Here is a 17,445-nt window from a genome sequence, read left to right as displayed (position 1 = left end):
CCTGGTTAACAGGTGAATATGAAGGTGGCAGACATCAAGTACGTATTGATATGTTAAAAGATATTGAAGAAAGGCAAAAGTGTTTTATACCATAAAAGTGTGTACAAGTTACACACTTTTATTATGGATATATATCTGCATTATTTTTGTAAGGATAAGATATCTAAAGTTATGAAAAGCAATATGAATCAATAGTACTATTTAATGCTTAAAATTCATAACTTAAGTAAGAAAAATGTTGACTATATCGTCAAATATGATATTGTATTAAAAGTATGATAAAAGACAAAAGGAGGATACTATGGCTGTTAATAAAATAGAACTTTCTTTAAAGAAAGTCTTACAAAAAGCTATTATTGATTTAGAATATGTAGAAGATTATAATCTTGAACAAATAGTCATTGAAATCCCAAAAGATAAAGCTCATGGTGATTATTCAAGTAATATAGCAATGCAATTAACAAAAATTCTTAAACGTAATCCTAGAGAGATTGCACAAAATATTGTTGAAGCTATTGATAAAGAAACTGGAAATATTGATCATGTAGAAATTGCGGGACCTGGTTTTATTAATTTGTTTTTAAAAAAGGATGCTATGACATCTATTTTAAAAGAAGTTTTAGAAGAAAAAGAACACTATGGTGAAAGTGATTTTGGACAAGGTATCAAATATAATGTTGAATTTGTTTCTGCTAATCCGACAGGAGATTTACATTTAGGGCATGCTAAAGGGGCAGCTGTTGGTGATAGTATTTGTCGTATTATGAGTGCAGCAGGATATGATGTAACAAAAGAATACTATATTAATGATGCTGGAAATCAAATTACGAACTTAGCATTATCTTTATATGCTAGATATTTACAAGCTTTAGGACTTGATAAGGCTCTTCCTGAAGATGGTTATCATGGGAAAGATATTATTGAAATTGCTGAAAATATTAAGCAGGAATTTGGTGATAAATTTGCTAAGGTGGATGAAAAAGAAGCGATTGCTTATTTTAGAAAAATAGGAACAGAACATGAACTTCAAAAGATTAAAGATATTTTAAAAGAATTCAGAGTTATTCATGATGTATGGTTTAGTGAAACATCTTTATATGATGAAAATAAAATTGAACCAACAATTCAAAAGTTAAAAGATCAAGGATATACTTATGAAGCAGAAGGAGCTTTATGGTTTAAATCTACTGAATTTGGTGATGATAAAGATCGTGTATTGATTAAATCTGATGGAAGTTATACATATTTAACACCTGATATTGCATATCATTTAAATAAATTAGATAGAGGATATAAATATTTAGTGGATTTATTAGGTGCTGATCATCATGGTTATATTAATCGTATGAAAGCAGCTATTCAAGCATTGGGATATAATGCAGATCAATTAAATATTGATATTATGCAAATGGTGAGAATGGTTGAAAATGGTGAAGTTGTCAAGATGAGTAAACGTACTGGGAATGCAGTAACGATTAAAGACTTAATTGATGATATTGGAGTGGATGCAACACGTTATTTCTTTGTATCAAAAGCAGCGAGTTCACCATTTGACTTTGATCTTGGATTAGCAAAATCAAAATCTAATGATAATCCAGTTTATTATGCACAATATGCACATGCAAGAATGTGTTCGATTGAAAGACAAGCACAAAATGCTCATATAGAAGCTGCAAATCATTTTGAATTATTAGTTCATCCTAAAGAAATAGAATTAGTGAAACACATTAATGAACTGAGAAATGAAATTATTGAAAGTGCTAAACAAAGGGCACCTCATAAAATCGCAAATTATATACAAAGACTTGCTCAATTATTCCATTCGTTCTATAATGATTGTTATGTTATAGATGAAGAAAATATTGAATTATCTTCGCAAAGATTAGCTTTAGTTAAAGCGAGTCAAATAACTTTGAAGAATGCATTAAATTTAATAGGTGTAAGTGCACCTGAGAAAATGTAGGAGGAAATTATGATCGATTATAAACAAAGTTCTATGGTAGATATTGCATTTGATTTAATGAAAAAGAAGAAAAAACCTGTTGATTTCTATAAGTTATGGCAAGAGGTTTCTGAAATCAAAGGATTTACAAATGAAGAAAAAGAAGAAAATGAATCATTGTTTTATACAAATATTACTTTAGATGGTCGTTTGATTACTGTTGGAGAAAATCGTTGGGATTTAAGAAGTCGTCATAAATTTGATGAAGTTCATATTGATATGAATGATATCTATGCTGATGAGGAAGAAGAAACAACTGATGAAGAGGAAGATGACGGATTAGTTGAAGATGATTATAATTAGAGATGGGGACATCTCTTTTTTTGCATTTAAGTTGTTTGAAATAGAAAGACATGATAGAATTGGAGCACATTATCGAAAAGGAAGATTAGATGAAGAAAAATAAGCATGAGAAATATAGTTTATTGACTGCGATTACAATGATTGTTGGAACTTGTATTGGTTCTGGCATCTTTTTTAAGAGTGATAATATTTTAATTTCTACTCAAGGGAGTATTCTTTTGGGTGTTTTGTTGTTTATTATGGCGGCTATTGCCATTATATTTGGAAGTTTGACAATCGCTCAGCTTGCAAGAAGAACAGATCAACCTGGGGGACTTGTGACATATGCACAAGAATTTGTGAATCATCAAACAGCAGGAGGGTTTGGCTGGTTTTTAACATTAATATATTATCCTACAATTACTGTTGTCGTATCATGGGTTGTTGGAATTTATGTAGATATTTTATTTCATTTGCAGGCTTCTTTAGAGTTACAATTTGGGATAGGATTTTTGTTTTTAGTCATTTGTTTTGGTTATAATATTTTATTACCACGTTTTGGTGCTATCTTTCAGGATGTTTCTACTTTTATGAAAATGTTGCCTTTATTCTTGTTAGGATTATTAGGAATTCTCTTTGGTGATCCCTTATCAGGATTAAGTGATTTATCACCAGCAACACTTATGAGTTCTAGCTGGTTAGTTGCATTAGGACCTATTGCTTATTCATATGATGGTTGGATTGTCGCAACTTCCATTGCTCATGAAGTGAAAGATTCACAAAAAACAATGCCTAAGGCATTAACAATTGCACCTTTAATTGTATTAGGCATTTATATATTTTATTTTGTAGGAATAACAAGTTATGTTGGTGTTGATCAAGTAATGATATTAGGAGATGCTCATGTGAGTGTGGCAGCCACACAATTATTAGGACCAATATTTGCAAAATTAATGATTGTCTTTGTGATTATATCAGTCATGGGAACAGTCAATGGATTAGTGACTGGTTATATGCGTATGCCTTATTCATTGGCTTTAAGAAAAGGTATGTTTCCTTTTTCAAGAATATTGCAGAAAGTTCATCCACAATTAGATATTCCTATTTATTCATCTTTAATAGCATTCCTTATTAGTTCTTTCTGGATGTTTATTCATTATATATGTACAAAATTTAACTTATTACCTAATAGTGATGTTTCTGAAATAGCAATTTCTATTGCTTATATTTTATATATTGTTTTATATTATCAAGTTATCAAACTTTATATAAAAAAAGAAATCAAAAGTTTCTTTAAGGGAATAATTTGTCCTTTATTTGCAACAATAGGATCATTTATTATTCTTTCGGGTGGATTACAGAGCCGTTATTTTATATACTATGTATTCTTTTGTGGATTCATCTATGGATTATCACAAATTTATATGTATAGGCATCAAAAGTAAGGATTTATTTCAATCTTTAAAGAGTGTATAATAGGACAAGGGGATGAGAAGATGGAAATTTATTATGAAATAAGAGGAAGTGGATTTCCAATTGTTTGTTTACATGGAAATAATGAAAATCATCATATTTTTGATGAGGCAGTAAAAATCTTATCAAAAAAATATCAATGTCTTTTAATAGATACACGATATCATGGAAAATCAGTTTGTACTGGAGAACTTTCATATAAACAGATGGCTAAAGATGTATTTGATATTATAACTGATTTAGGGATTGAAACTTATGATGTGATTGGTTTTAGTGATGGGGCTATTGTTTCATTGTTACTAGGAATGCAAGATCAACGTTTAAAGCATATTGTGAGTATAGGAGCGAATACAAAACCACAAATGATAAAACCTATCTATCGTTTCTATGATTATATGATGTCTATATGTTTATTGCCATTTTGCTTATATAATGCGAAAGCAAGAAAAAATTTAAAATTATTAAGACTTATGATGAAAGAGCCATGTATTGAATATGAAGATTTAATAAAAATAAAAATTCCAGTATTGGTGATGGCTGGAGAATATGATATGATTAAACAAGGTGATACTCAAAAAATTGCTGAGTCATTGCCATATAGTGTTATGAAAATTATTAAACAGGGAAATCATTTTTTGTTGAGAGATTCTTTTCAACAGACGATGAAAGAAATACAACTTTTTTTAGAGGCATGTCATCAGGAGGAACAATATGATAGAATGTTTGATTAAAGATGTTCATATTGGTAAAGGTAAACCAAAAGTTTGTTTACCTGTTATTGGAACAGATGAAAATGAGATAATCAATCAGATTCAAGCTTTTGAAGGTTTGGATTTTGATTTGATTGAATTAAGAATAGATTTTTATAAGAATATAAAAGATAATCAAAAAATAATTGATTTATTACATAAAGTAAGACTGAACACAAATAAACCATTATTGTTGACATATCGTTCATTAAAAGAGGGAGGGAAAATTCAATTATCTGATGAAGAATATTTGAAATTGATAGAAGCAGTCAGTCAAAGTCATTGTATTGATATTGTTGATATAGAATTAATGTCAGGAAATACATTAGTCTATCAATTAGTTGAAATGGCTCATCAAAATGATATTAAAGTTATCATGTCTAATCATGATTTTCAGGCAACGCCAAGTGTTCGTGATATGATGGATTGCTTAGAAAAAATGGAATTATTAGGAGCAGATATTTGTAAGTTGGCAGTGATGCCACAGACATATAAAGATGTTATAGCTCTTCTCAATGTGACAATCGAAATGTCTCATAAATTGCATATTCCTCTTGTCACAATGTCAATGGGTCAATTAGGTGTTATTTCACGTATGACAGGTGAATTAACTGGCTCTGCAATAACCTTTGCAAGTGCTGGAAAACCTTCTGCACCAGGTCAAATGGGTGTGAAAGATTTGCAGATGATTTTGGAGGCTGTTCATTATGATTGATTTTCAAAAAGCCCGTTTAGCTTTTCGTGATTATGTTTCTCAATATGATGAGAATATCCCTTCTATTCGTTTGAAACTCATTCATACATATGAAGTCATGAAATGCAGTGATTATATCTGTGAACAATTAGGTTTAAGTCAGGAAGATAAAGAACTATCTGCACTTATTTCACTGTTACATGATATTGGTCGTTTTGAACAATGGATGAGATACGAAAGTTTTGCTGATTATAAGACAATTGATCATGCACTCTTTTCGAGTCAGCTTTTATTTGATGAAGGATTGATAAGAGCATTTATCACAGATACTCAATATGATCAAATCATTAAAGATGCGATTGAACAACATAATAAATATAAAATAGATGAAGGCTTTGATGAACGAACTTTATTATTTATTCATCTCATAAGAGATGCTGATAAATTAGATAACTTTAGAGTCAAAGATGAAGAAGATATTGAAACAACTCTTTATGTATCCTTGCAACAAGTCAATCAAGAAACAATATCACCAAAAATCTATGATCAGTTTTATCATCAGCAATTAATCTATGGTCCAACAAGAATAACTCATTTAGATATGTGGTTATCATATATCGCTTTTATATTTGATCTTCATTTCCCAGAAAGTTTACAATATATTAAAGAAAACAATTGGGTTAATCGTTCATTTGATAGATTACATCCCATTGATGAAAAGACATATCAGCAATATATGATATTAAAACAAAGAGCGTTAGACTATATTGGTTAGAAAGGATTATTATGGGACATAAAAAAACAAAGAAAATGGTATATATGGCATTATTAAGTGCCATTGCAATTGTTTTACATATGACTGAAACAGCTTTACAATTACCATTACCACCAGGAATGAAGTTGGGATTAGCGAATATTATTTCTATTGTAGTAGTGGAACTCTATGGAGTAAAAGAAATGTTTATTGTGAATTTCTTTAGGGTTGTTGTATCAAGCTTAATGACAGGAATATTTATGAGTTATCCTTTCTTTATTAGTTGTGGTGGAGTGATTATGAGTAGTCTTGTTTTAGCATTTATCAAGAAACTAACATCATTACCTATAGTGTCTACGTCCATTATAGCAGCAGTTTTTCATAATATTGGACAAGTTCTTGTGGTTGCTTATATTATGTCATCACAAGCCATTATGTCATATGTATTTATATTATTAGCATCTTCTATTCCGACAGGAATATTTGTTGGGATGGTTGCGATTGAAATATTAAAGAGAGTGAAGAAACAAATTGCTTAACTCAAGTCAAATGATTTGGGTTTTTTTGTTTTTTTGGAAAAAATTGAAAATAAAAAAAGAAAAATGACCCTCCAAATGCGTATATAGAAGTAGGAGGGTTTTTATATGAACAAAAACAAACAAGTCACAGATTTTAAGAATGATGTCCTTTTCAAGTATTCACTAGGTCTCAATGACGATGATTCTCTCTATCTGCTTAAGATGATCATTGAAAGTCTCACAGATCTCAACTGTAAGGAAATCAATGTCACCAATCCTGATCTTATTCCAGATCATATCAATGACAAGGATATGATTCTTGATATTAAGGCTATCACAGCTGATGGACAAAACATTGATATTGAAATGCAGAATTCAAATCTCACCCAGCAGCAGTACCAGCGTTTCCAGATCTATGGAGCAGAGATGCTATCATCACAGGGAAAGGTAGGAGATGACTATAAAGATGCAGATCCAGTCTTTCAGATCATCTTTATTGATGATGTGGATAAGGATAATCTCTGCCTGATGGATACATACATGAGTCGCAATGATTTTGGGTATATAGAAAGGTATAATCTGATAACACGGATATATATCTATCTACCCTATATCAACATCATTAAGGATAAAATGAACTTCATGGAATTCACACAATTACAAAAAGCAATCTATATCTTTAAAAATGGAATAACCCATGATATAATGGGAATTAAGGATAAGGTGGTTGAAATCATGAAGAGGAAGGTAGAACAATTCAATCAGGATGACAAGCTAAGGGACATGGCATTTAAGCGAGACTTACAGAAGAAAGCAAGAGCAGGAGAAGTTAGAGATGCTTTTGATCAAGGTAAGGAAGAAGGCATCTCAATTGGCAAAGAAGAAGGCATTTCAATTGGTATCGAAAGAGGTAAACAAGATCTTGTAATGGTATTATTTCATGGACTATATCCAAATACTGATACAAGTTTCTTAGAAGGCTTAAGTGCATTACAGTATGATCATATAGCGAATATGATTGCCAATAAGAAGAGTGTTGAAGAAATAAAGGATTACATAGAAAACAGTTAGATATATGATTAAAAACAGTTATGTCATGAAACATAACTGTTTTTACATGAAAATATTGAAAAATATGAGGGATGGAGAGTTTGTAATCATCTTATAGTATGAAATCAATAGAATAGGAAAACTATTATGGATATGATACAATATAGATACATTTGATTCTTATAATTATACAAAAGGGGTTGAAGGCTGATGAAAATATTAATAGTAGAAGATGAACAATCAATTGCAGATTTAATGATTATGAATTTAATAAGAGCTGGGTATCAATGTGATTATGCAAGTGATGGTAAAATAGGGGCTGATAAAATAGAGGAAAATGTTTATGATTTAATTTTATTGGATATTATGTTACCTGAAATTGATGGTTATGAGTTAATGGAATATATTGAACCTATGAATATTCCTGTTATTTTTATAACTGCTAAAGGAAGTGTTAAGGAGCGTGTGAAAGGATTACATATGGGTGCTGATGATTATCTCGTCAAACCTTTTTCAATTGATGAATTGATTGCCAGAGTAGAAAGTGTACTCAGACGTTATCATAAGGGAATGGAAGAAATTCATATATTGGATGCTGTGATTGATACAAATAAGAGATGTGTTTATCAACATCAGCAATTGATTGATCTAACAAATATGGAATATGAATTATTATTATTTTTAGTGAGAAACAAAAACATGGCATTATATAGAGATGTTCTTTATCAAAAAGTATGGCATGAAGATATTTATGAACAGACAAGAACTTTGGATTTACATATACAAAGATTACGTAAAAAATTGGGCTGGCAAAAACAAATTAAAACAGTCTATAAGATTGGCTATATGTTAGAGGTATCAGATGAAGTTTGCTGAAAAAATTATTTGGTCATGCCTGATTATATTATCAATTCTTTTCTCTATTGGTTCATCTGTTTTGATTTATCAAAATCATCATAACCTTCTTCAATCAACATTAAAACATAATCTTTCTACACATGAAATAGAAGTTTATTCTTTAGAAACAAGATTATTTCAAGATTCTTTAGAATATTCAATGAGTTTTGGACAAGATCAGTCAAAAATGATGAATAAAGCTATTTACTATCTAGAACAGTTTAGATATACAAGTCAAACAAAAAAAACATATGGATTATCACTTCCTGATAAAAGCATATTTTATAGTAATATTGACAATCAATTTAGCCAATATATATCAGTAGATTATAATCAAAAGTATTTCATTAAACATAAAGATCATCAATATAAAATGTTTATTACATCAAAAATTAATACTGGAAAAGATATTTATTATTTGACATCTTGTTATGACATGACATCTGTTTATCAGGATAGAGATAGACAAATTATTAACTTCCTTATTATCAGTATTATTTTGTATACTGTTGCTTATACAATATTAAGATTTCTTTCATCTTATCTTACTCAATCTATTCATAAATTAAATGCAGTTACAAAACGTATCGCAAATGGTGATTATAGTGAAAGAACGTGTATAAAAAGTGATGATGAAATAGGTGAACTTTCAAAAAGCTTTGATGAAATGGCAGAAATGAATGAAAAGAAAATCCATCAATTGGAAGAAAGTGTTATTCAAAAAGAAGAATTTATGGGGAGTTTCTCGCATGAAGTCAAAACGCCAATGACAACAATTTTAGGATTTGCAGACTTGTTAAGAACTTGTGATTGTGATATCAAAACAAGACAAAAAGCTGCTCAATATATTTATACTGAAGGAAAACGTTTAGAAAAGCTATCTTATACGCTTATGGATTTATTGTCTTTAAGTGATCAGCAAATTCAACTTATTCCTGTTAATTTTCAAACCATTATTAAACAATTAAAAGAGGATTATGATAAAAAGGATATCAATTGTTTATTAAAGTTTGATTCTTGTGATCAATGGGTTAAATCTCAACCTGAACTTTTGTTTACTTTATTAAGAAACTTAATTGATAATGCTATAAAAGCTAGTAAAGAGGGACAAACGATTTCTCTTCAGACCAGTGTTCAAGATGGGTATATGAAAGTATCTATTATTGATGAAGGAATTGGAATGAATGAAGAAGATGTTCAAAAGGCAACAGAAGCTTTTTATATGGCTGATAAATCTCGTTCACGTTCATTAGGTGGTGCGGGACTTGGATTGACTATTGTTAAACGTATTTGTGAAGCACACCAAACAACGCTTTCTATTCAATCACAATTAAATGTTGGGACAACCATAAGTTTTGAATTGGAGGTACTCGATTATGAAGAAGAATAATAAGCTGAGAGTATTATGTCTTTTGATTATTGTCTTTTCACTAGGGTTACCATTATTTATGACAAGTTTACAGGATTTTAATGATATCAATAAAGAAGTGGAATTAGAAGATAATCAAACAGAAGCCATTCTAAAAAATCATCCTGTGATTGAGAGCATTTATAAACTTCGTCAACGAAAAACAGATAAAAGTGAAGAGTATGTTATTAAACGAAAAGATGAATATGATGAAAAGAAACAAGAAAAATTTATAAAGATTCAATCTTTATTTAGTAAAGAGATTCAGAAAATGATTGGTTATAAAATTATGAGTCATGAAATGCTAGAAAATGATGATCAGGTTTATATAGCTGATTATGGAACAATAACCTATTATGAAGAAGTTTATTATCTTGATCAGATATTAAGAATGTGGGAAGATTCTTTTAAATCATTTGGATATGAAATGGATCCTGTGACACATAAGATAATTGAGTTTTCAATGAGTCAAGAAAAAAGTATTCAATTAAGTGATGAAGAGATAAAAAAGATGGTATGGAGTATGATTGAATATCTTGAATTAGATGATATTGAAGATTGGGCTTATAACCAATATGGTTATGAATCTAATCAGGCAAAACTAAGAATTGCATGTGATATTGAAAAAAGAGTGGATACTGATACCGTTCGTATATCTGTTGATTTATTAGGGGCTCTTACACCTCTTCAATATAAAAACTTAGCTCGTTAGCGAGCTTTTTTTACATTTCGGATACATTTGTTTTTTATAATGAAGTGGGTGATAAAAATGAAGAAAGTATTATTATGTTTATGTATGTTGATTTTAGTAGGATGTCAAAGTTCTGTGAAAGAATCTGAATCTCAAAACATCCCATCAACAAAAGAAAATTGTGTATTGAAAGAATGGAAGTATTTGATGTTTAATGGGGATGGGCATGATGCAGGATATTATTATACGAGACATCAGGAAAATGGACCATCTTTATTAAGTTATTACGATTATGCTACAAAACAGGAAGTTGTTTTATGTAATCAGCCAGAATGTAAGCATGAAGATGAAACATGCCCTGCTTATCTTTTTGGTGTGGGATTAAGTCAAATGTTATTTGTTTATAAAGAGCATTTGTATATGATTGAATCACATGGATTGAGTTTGAATTCACTTGGAGAAACAGTGGAAGAGGGAAGCGGAATTATTCAAAGAGATCAGGATGGTCAAAACAAAAAGATTGTGATGCGATTGGATACAGGTTATCAGTTTGAACAAGGTAATTTTGTTTTAGCAGATAACTATCTTTATATTCCTATTGTTAAATATCAAAATATAGAAACTGGTAAAAATGAAACTTTTCAGGTAGATAGTGAGAAATATTTAGCGAGAATTGATTTCAATACAGGTAAGGTTGAAAAATTATTTGATATGAAAGATAAACATATTTTAGGCGTGGATGGTCGAAAAATCATTATGGATTCTGCAATCTATAGCGAAGATCCACAAAAATACTTAGACCAAAAAGACTTTAATAAATATGATAAAGTTATTTTGAATTCACGCTTTCAATACGCTATTTATGATATTGATACACAGGATACAAAAACAATACCAACCAATGATGAAGAAATAGGAACATACTATCAAAATAAAATCTATTCTATTAAAAATAATACATTATATGCACTAGACTTCAAAACACAACAGAAAGATAAAATATTAGATTTACCAAAATCAGATCAATACTATATATCCAATATACTTAACCAATATATCATTATAGAAAAATGGGATGATCAATTTTTAGGCAGTTATAAAGTATCTTTAGAGAATCCGAAATTAGAAGAATTGAAACAATATACACGTTCACCTAAAGAACCTGTAACAATCCTCTCTCAAAATGAAAAACAGCTATTAGTCATTTATGATCGTGAAGGGAAGGAAGAAAAAACATGGGCTGGTACGATGCAATATGAAACAAAGAAAGAATATATAGGTCTTATTTCTATTGATGATTATTTGAATAATCAAAGGAATTATCAGCAAATAAAGACACTCAGTGAAAAGAGGTTTTCGTAATGTTAGAGGTTAAAGATTTATCTAAACAGTATAAAGATGTTCTTGCATTAAATCAGGTGAGTTTTCGTTTAGAAGAAGGCATTTATGCATTGTTAGGACCTAATGGTTCGGGGAAATCAACATTGATGAATTTAATATGTGGTCAGTTGAAAGCAACTTCTGGTGATATATTATGGAATAACCATTCTATTCAAAAATTAGGAATCCAATATTATCAGTTATTAGGATATGCCCCACAGCAACAAGGACTTTATGAAGAAATGACAGGTTTACGTTTTTTGACTTATATGGCATTACTGAAAGATATTCGTCAAAATGAAGTAAAAGATGAGGTTCAAAGAGTTGCAGGACTTGTTCATATGGAAAGTCATCTATATAAAAAATGTCGAACATATTCTGGCGGAATGAAACAAAGAATATTGGTCGCTCAAGCATTATTAGGCCAGCCAAAACTCTTATTATTTGATGAACCAACAGCAGGCCTAGATCCTAAAGAACGCGTTTCTTTACGTCAGGTTTTTCAAGAACTTTCTCATACTCACATTTTATTAATTGCTACGCATGTTGTTTCTGATGTAGAAAGTATTGCTAAGGAAGTTATTTTTTTGAAACAGGGAGAAGTTGTTAATCAGGGGAGTGTTGATGATTTACTTCAACAATATCAGAAGGATTTTTTAGAAGATGTTTATTTGGAAGTATTCGGAGATGATCATGATGTTTAAACTTATCAAATATGAAATGATGAAACTCTTTTCAAAAAAGAGTCTTATGATATTTTTAGCACTTTTGTGTTGTGTTAATATGGGTGTTTTTATCTATACACAAAATCTAGATCAAACAATTAGCATATCTGCATATCAAAAATTACAGACTAAACTTGATCAAATTCCTAATGAAAAAAGATATATTTTTGTTGAAACAGAATATGAAAAATATAATGCTTTTGAGGTTATTGAGCAATTGATAACTTTAAGAATCCATCCACAGGACAATCAATTCATGATTGAATCACTCCTCAATGATTATCCAGATGTAGAAAAAAAGTATGGGGAACTTTATCAGCAAGATCATACACCTTATTACACAGATTACTTAGAAAGTGATGTTCAATTTTTAAGTCATATCATAGACGAATTTGAAGTATTGTATCAATATCCTCAATATATTCAGGATATTCAGGATAAAGCCAAAACACTTTCAGGAATTTCAATTTTTCAACATGATAATAACAGTTTTGAACAGAAAAATATTGTAAAGACTGCAGAAGATTATCAGAAACTTCAAAATATAAAATTGACTTATACAAGTGAAAAAGGAATTGTTGAAGCTTTATCTTTTCCTATAACCAACTTTTTTATCATGCTTGCTATGATGATTTTAGCGATGCGTATCATCATTGATGAAAAAGAGAAAAAACTTTTTTCTATTATTAAATTAACAGCGAGGGGACAACATCAGATAATGCTATCAAAAATTATAACATTGATATGCAGTGTAAGTATCATCGTTTTTTTGATGGCTGGTAGTCAATTGTTTTATTCATCTATGACTTATGGATTAGGAGATTTGACACGGTCAATTCAATCCCTAGCAAGTTTTTCGAGTTATCCTTATGCACTCAATGTTTTTCAGTTTTTGATGCTTTGCTTATTGATCAAATGTTTTGCAGCTTGTGTCATTGGTCTTTTTATGATAGAAATGGCTATACTATGTCAAAATAAAATAACTTTGTTATTGGGAACAACTTTCTTTTTGATTATTGAATATATACTTTATCTTGTTATTCCTTCATTAAGTTCATTTTTTATCATGAAGTATTTTAATGTTATAACTGTGTTACAAACAGATACACTTTTTCAACTTTATCGAAATATCAATTTCTTATCAAATCCTCTTTCTATGCATATTTTTATAATCATTGGTTTTTTGATTATTTTTCTTATCTTAATAATTATAAACTGTTTTACATATCGTTATCGAAGAAATATGAGTCTTCAATCACTTGATATATCTTTTTTCTATTTTAAACGATATCCTTCTTTATCATTGATAAAACAAGAGTTTTATAAAGTTTTTGTGATTCAAAAAGTATGGATTCTCTGTTTCTTATGTATAGGAATACAATTTTATCAGTATCATGATTTATCCGTTTATCTTGATAGTGATACTCAAATTTATCAGGCATATATGAAGAGTTTAGAAGGACCTCTCACACAAGAAAAAGAAGAATATATTCTTCAAGAACAAAAAAATTATGAGCAGCTTCATTCTCAGTTAATGAACATCAATGAGAAGGAATCACAAGGAATCATTACAAAAGCACAGGCTATACGTATGAAAGATGATATTGAACAACAATTATTAGGAGAAAATGTTTTTCAAAAGATTTATGATCAGTATCAGGATATAAAAATCCATCCCCAGAAACAATTTGTTTTTAATCAGGCTTACCAACAATTCTTTTTAGAAACATCATGGACAATGATGCCAACCCTCCTTTTATTTGTCATGATTATTATTGGTTTATCATCATGTATGACTTATGATTATCAAAATCAGATGCATCATGTCACCCAATCAACACTGAAAGGAAATCATAAACTGCTAATCATGAAGTTTGGAATCATGAATGTGATATGTTTATTATTTTATATGTTTGTAACAATTCCACCACTGATTCTTTTACATCAGACGTATGGCTTTTCTTCTCTCGATGCTTCCATAACATCACTTCCTGCTTTTTCTTCATTTCCAGTATGGATGAGTATTGGAGTTGGGTGTTTTTTGAGTCTCTTGCTTAGATTTTATGCAGTTATTTGTTTAGGATTGATAATTCAAGGAATAGCTGTTAAAACAAGAAACTATCTTATGACATTATTTGTCAGTTTGTTTTTGTTTTTGGTTCCATTGTTATTGGCTTATGGTGGATTTGATTTGTTAAATAGTATAAGTCTTTATCCATTATTATTTCATGGACAATTGATTGAAACAACAGGTGGCTTATTTCAAATTCTTTTTTCAATCATTGGATATAGCATGTTGTTTTTCCTATCATTAAAATATATTTTTAATAATTACAAACCACAAAATATATAAAAATGAGATATCTTTTTCTTATTATAGGGTGATGGTGCTTTTATCAAATGTAAAAATTGTGTATAATAAAACTATAAGAAAAAGGAGGATACATATGGCATTAAGTAAAGATTTTTTATGGGGTGGAGCTTTAGCTGCTCACCAGTTTGAAGGCGGAGTGTTAAATACTTCTAAAGGTTATAGTGTTGCGGATGTCATGACAGCTGGGGCTCATGGTGTTCCACGTGTGATTACTGATGGTGTGGAAGAAGGAAAATATTATCCTAATCATATTGGTATTGATTTCTATGGACATTATAAAGAAGATATTGCTATGTTTGCAGATATGGGATTTAAATGTTTTAGAACATCAATTGCTTGGACACGTATTTTCCCTAATGGTGATGAAGTTGAACCAAATGAAGAAGGACTACAATTCTATGATGATGTTTTTGATGAATTATTGAAATATGGTATTGAACCAGTTATTACATTGTCACATTTTGAAATGCCTTATCATTTAGCAAAAGAATATGGTGGATTCATGAATCGTAAGACAATTGATTTCTTTGTGAAATTTGCTGAAGTCTGCTTTAGAAGATATAAAGATAAGGTAAAATATTGGATGACATTCAATGAAATCAATAATCAAATGAATTACAAAAATGATATCTTTGGCTGGACAAACAGCGGTGTTCATTTTGGTGATTATGATAATCCGGAAGAAGCTATGTATATCTGTGGACATCATACATTAGTCGCTAGTGCTAGAGCCGTGAAGATTGGGAAAGAAATTAACCCTAATTTCTTAATTGGAAATATGATTGCGATGGTTCCTATTTATCCATTTAGCTGTCGTCCTGCTGATATGGTCTTATCAAATCAAATGATGCATGATCGCTGGTTCTTCTGTGATGTACAATGTCGTGGACATTATCCAGCTTATACATTAAAAATGTTTGAAAGAAAAGGATTTAATATTGATATCACTGAAGAAGATAAGAAAGACTTGGCAGAGGGGACAGTTGATTATATTGGTTTTTCATATTATATGACAAATACAGTGGACTCAACATCTCATAAAGATGTTTCTAAGGCAACAGATGGATCAAGTGAACATTCAGTAGCGAACCCATTTATTAAGGTATCTGATTGGGGATGGGCAATTGATCCAGAAGGATTGAGATATGCATTGAATATATTCTATGAAAGATATGAAAAACCATTATTTATTGTTGAAAATGGTTTTGGAGCTATTGATCAAAAAGAAGCAGATGGCAGCTGTCATGATCCATATCGTATAGATTATTTAAGAGAACATATTAAAGAAATGAAAAAAGCAGTTGAAGAAGATGGTGTAGACTTAATGGGATATACACCTTGGGGATGTATTGACTGTGTATCATTTACAACAGGAGAAATGAAGAAAAGATATGGATTTATCTATGTAGATAGAGATAATGAAGGAAATGGAACATTGGAAAGAAGTAAGAAAGATTCATATGACTGGTATAAAAAGGTCATTGCTTCTCATGGTGAAGATTTAGGGTAATAAGTGATAAAAGTAAAAGCATCTTAAAAAGATGTTTTTTCTATTTCTTAAATATTATATCAAATGCTGAGTTTATTTCTTGTACTATTGATTTTTTCTCTTATATAACAATTCTATGTCTTGAAGTTTTCTACCTAGTTCATTATCCTTAGTAATGAGTAATAAATCGCTATCCATATTATTCAAGGCATGAAGAACAGCTGCATATATACCAATCACAACTGAGGGAGAGCCTTTTTCTACTGATCAAAGAGTTGCTCTACTTATACCTACATGTTGAGAAACAAGTTCACTTGATAATTTTCTTCTTAGTCTTGTAAGTTTTATTTGTTCGCCTATAGTCATAAGAATTTGATTTGTTTGTGGTAATGTAATTATAGATTTTCTCCCCATAATATCACTCGTATAATTAATTATTAGAAGATGTCAAAAAAATATAAATATAATTAAGTTTTGTTGTTAAAAAATGAAACATATTCTTTTAAGAATGAGAATATTTTAAAACCAATGAATGCAGAAAAACAACTAGAAATTATTACTGATTTCTTGTTGTTTTACATTCTATGTTTTATTTTAAACCTGCAATTCCTTTTTCTAAGATTTTTATTTGTAATAATGTCTGTTTAGGTGTAACTAATGGTTGAGTACCATGAATGATTGTTTCATATAATGCATCATAATAGCGACCATAGTCACCATTGACTGATACTACTTTTTCTTCATGATATCCAGTTTCATCTTCATATGTTAATGTTCCATATTCATTTGGATTATCAACACCGAAATCTTCATGATTAGGCATATAGAATAATTTCAAATGCTCTTCCTGTTTATCCTTTTTTGCTTTAACAAACATTCCTTTTTTACCATAGATGACAAAGCTTGGTCTTTCTTTAATTCTAAAATAACTTGATTTCACAGAAACCTTTAAAGTTCCA

The 17,445-nt window shown here is 29.8% G+C and carries 17 protein-coding genes; 15 read left to right on the top strand and 2 right to left on the bottom strand.

Going from position 1 to position 17,445, the window contains the following annotated elements; all coding sequences use genetic code 11:
• The first annotated feature begins 301 nt into the window (after positions 1 to 301).
• The 15 genes from argS (at position 302) to BN350_RS00700 (ending at position 16,507) form a co-directional block, all read left to right on the top strand.
• A complete protein-coding gene (argS, locus tag BN350_RS00775) occupies positions 302 to 1,963 on the top strand; it encodes an arginine--tRNA ligase (protein ID WP_028041890.1) in 1,662 nt (553 codons plus the stop codon).
• Positions 1,964 to 1,972: 9 nt separating this feature from the next.
• On the top strand, positions 1,973 to 2,305 hold the full coding sequence (rpoE, locus tag BN350_RS00770; protein WP_028041889.1) for a DNA-directed RNA polymerase subunit delta: 333 nt from the start codon (positions 1,973 to 1,975) through the stop codon (positions 2,303 to 2,305).
• Positions 2,306 to 2,394: 89 nt separating this feature from the next.
• The gene (locus tag BN350_RS00760) at positions 2,395 to 3,729 is read left to right on the top strand and encodes an APC family permease (RefSeq protein WP_028041888.1); all 1,335 of its coding nucleotides are present in this window, start codon (positions 2,395 to 2,397) and stop codon (positions 3,727 to 3,729) included.
• Between the two features lie 51 nt (positions 3,730 to 3,780).
• Positions 3,781 to 4,488, top strand: a complete 708-nt coding sequence (locus BN350_RS00755) for an alpha/beta fold hydrolase (RefSeq protein WP_028041887.1) — start codon at positions 3,781 to 3,783, stop codon at positions 4,486 to 4,488.
• A complete protein-coding gene (gene aroD / locus BN350_RS00750) occupies positions 4,469 to 5,221 on the top strand; it encodes a type I 3-dehydroquinate dehydratase (RefSeq protein ID WP_028041886.1) in 753 nt (250 codons plus the stop codon). The genes BN350_RS00755 and aroD overlap by 20 nt, the downstream gene beginning before the upstream one ends.
• A complete protein-coding gene (locus BN350_RS00745; RefSeq protein WP_028041885.1) occupies positions 5,214 to 5,975 on the top strand; it encodes an HD domain-containing protein in 762 nt (253 codons plus the stop codon). The genes aroD and BN350_RS00745 overlap by 8 nt, the downstream gene beginning before the upstream one ends.
• A gap of 11 nt (positions 5,976 to 5,986) precedes the next feature.
• Positions 5,987 to 6,493: a Gx transporter family protein gene (locus BN350_RS00740; protein ID WP_028041884.1), complete on the top strand. Its 507-nt coding sequence runs from the start codon at positions 5,987 to 5,989 to the stop codon at positions 6,491 to 6,493.
• 105 nt (positions 6,494 to 6,598) lie between these two features.
• Positions 6,599 to 7,543, top strand: coding sequence for an Rpn family recombination-promoting nuclease/putative transposase (locus BN350_RS00735; protein ID WP_028041883.1), 945 nt, complete (start codon positions 6,599 to 6,601; stop codon positions 7,541 to 7,543).
• Between the two features lie 189 nt (positions 7,544 to 7,732).
• Positions 7,733 to 8,398, top strand: a complete 666-nt coding sequence (locus BN350_RS00730) for a response regulator transcription factor (protein WP_044600011.1) — start codon at positions 7,733 to 7,735, stop codon at positions 8,396 to 8,398.
• Positions 8,385 to 9,809, top strand: a complete 1,425-nt coding sequence (locus BN350_RS00725; RefSeq protein WP_028041881.1) for a HAMP domain-containing sensor histidine kinase — start codon at positions 8,385 to 8,387, stop codon at positions 9,807 to 9,809. The genes BN350_RS00730 and BN350_RS00725 overlap by 14 nt, the downstream gene beginning before the upstream one ends.
• Positions 9,796 to 10,539, top strand: coding sequence for a hypothetical protein (locus BN350_RS00720; protein ID WP_044600010.1), 744 nt, complete (start codon positions 9,796 to 9,798; stop codon positions 10,537 to 10,539). Before BN350_RS00725 ends, BN350_RS00720 begins: the two co-directional genes overlap by 14 nt.
• A gap of 57 nt (positions 10,540 to 10,596) precedes the next feature.
• Complete coding sequence (locus tag BN350_RS00715; protein ID WP_028041879.1) at positions 10,597 to 11,880, top strand: hypothetical protein; 1,284 nt, start codon at positions 10,597 to 10,599, stop codon at positions 11,878 to 11,880.
• Complete coding sequence (locus tag BN350_RS00710; protein ID WP_028041878.1) at positions 11,880 to 12,602, top strand: ABC transporter ATP-binding protein; 723 nt, start codon at positions 11,880 to 11,882, stop codon at positions 12,600 to 12,602. Before BN350_RS00715 ends, BN350_RS00710 begins: the two co-directional genes overlap by 1 nt.
• Positions 12,595 to 14,976: an ABC transporter permease gene (locus BN350_RS00705; RefSeq protein WP_028041877.1), complete on the top strand. Its 2,382-nt coding sequence runs from the start codon at positions 12,595 to 12,597 to the stop codon at positions 14,974 to 14,976. Before BN350_RS00710 ends, BN350_RS00705 begins: the two co-directional genes overlap by 8 nt.
• A gap of 94 nt (positions 14,977 to 15,070) precedes the next feature.
• The gene (locus BN350_RS00700) at positions 15,071 to 16,507 is read left to right on the top strand and encodes a 6-phospho-beta-glucosidase (RefSeq protein ID WP_028041876.1); all 1,437 of its coding nucleotides are present in this window, start codon (positions 15,071 to 15,073) and stop codon (positions 16,505 to 16,507) included.
• A 246-nt stretch (positions 16,508 to 16,753) separates the two neighbouring features.
• Here BN350_RS00700 and BN350_RS20765 read toward each other — a convergent pair whose 3' ends face one another.
• Together BN350_RS20765 and BN350_RS00690 are read right to left on the bottom strand one after the other, a co-directional pair.
• Positions 16,754 to 16,900, bottom strand: coding sequence for a hypothetical protein (locus tag BN350_RS20765; RefSeq protein ID WP_196802933.1), 147 nt, complete (start codon positions 16,898 to 16,900; stop codon positions 16,754 to 16,756).
• A 175-nt stretch (positions 16,901 to 17,075) separates the two neighbouring features.
• Positions 17,076 to 17,445 (bottom strand): Gfo/Idh/MocA family oxidoreductase (locus BN350_RS00690; RefSeq protein ID WP_044600009.1); only part of this gene is annotated, 370 nt, incomplete at its 5' end.

The sequence above is a fragment of the Candidatus Stoquefichus massiliensis AP9 genome (genome assembly GCF_000455285.1).
Classification (GTDB): domain Bacteria; phylum Bacillota_I; class Bacilli_A; order Erysipelotrichales; family Coprobacillaceae; genus Stoquefichus; species Stoquefichus massiliensis.
The sequence above is the reverse complement of the archived record's forward strand: the minus strand, read 5'-3'. Positions and strand labels throughout refer to the sequence as shown.

What these genes read in the sequence shown, in the direction of transcription:
- argS (WP_028041890.1), top strand. Translation starts at nt 302, where the DNA reads ATGGCTGTTAATAAAATAGAACTTTCTTTAAAGAAAGTCTTACAAAAA.
- rpoE (WP_028041889.1), top strand. Translation starts at nt 1,973, where the DNA reads ATGATCGATTATAAACAAAGTTCTATGGTAGATATTGCATTTGATTTA.
- BN350_RS00760 (WP_028041888.1), top strand. Translation starts at nt 2,395, where the DNA reads ATGAAGAAAAATAAGCATGAGAAATATAGTTTATTGACTGCGATTACA.
- BN350_RS00755 (WP_028041887.1), top strand. Translation starts at nt 3,781, where the DNA reads ATGGAAATTTATTATGAAATAAGAGGAAGTGGATTTCCAATTGTTTGT.
- aroD (WP_028041886.1), top strand. Translation starts at nt 4,469, where the DNA reads ATGATAGAATGTTTGATTAAAGATGTTCATATTGGTAAAGGTAAACCA.
- BN350_RS00745 (WP_028041885.1), top strand. Translation starts at nt 5,214, where the DNA reads ATGATTGATTTTCAAAAAGCCCGTTTAGCTTTTCGTGATTATGTTTCT.
- BN350_RS00740 (WP_028041884.1), top strand. Translation starts at nt 5,987, where the DNA reads ATGGGACATAAAAAAACAAAGAAAATGGTATATATGGCATTATTAAGT.
- BN350_RS00735 (WP_028041883.1), top strand. Translation starts at nt 6,599, where the DNA reads ATGAACAAAAACAAACAAGTCACAGATTTTAAGAATGATGTCCTTTTC.
- BN350_RS00730 (WP_044600011.1), top strand. Translation starts at nt 7,733, where the DNA reads ATGAAAATATTAATAGTAGAAGATGAACAATCAATTGCAGATTTAATG.
- BN350_RS00725 (WP_028041881.1), top strand. Translation starts at nt 8,385, where the DNA reads ATGAAGTTTGCTGAAAAAATTATTTGGTCATGCCTGATTATATTATCA.
- BN350_RS00720 (WP_044600010.1), top strand. Translation starts at nt 9,796, where the DNA reads ATGAAGAAGAATAATAAGCTGAGAGTATTATGTCTTTTGATTATTGTC.
- BN350_RS00715 (WP_028041879.1), top strand. Translation starts at nt 10,597, where the DNA reads ATGAAGAAAGTATTATTATGTTTATGTATGTTGATTTTAGTAGGATGT.
- BN350_RS00710 (WP_028041878.1), top strand. Translation starts at nt 11,880, where the DNA reads ATGTTAGAGGTTAAAGATTTATCTAAACAGTATAAAGATGTTCTTGCA.
- BN350_RS00705 (WP_028041877.1), top strand. Translation starts at nt 12,595, where the DNA reads ATGTTTAAACTTATCAAATATGAAATGATGAAACTCTTTTCAAAAAAG.
- BN350_RS00700 (WP_028041876.1), top strand. Translation starts at nt 15,071, where the DNA reads ATGGCATTAAGTAAAGATTTTTTATGGGGTGGAGCTTTAGCTGCTCAC.
- BN350_RS20765 (WP_196802933.1), bottom strand. Translation starts at nt 16,900, where the DNA reads ATGGGGAGAAAATCTATAATTACATTACCACAAACAAATCAAATTCTT.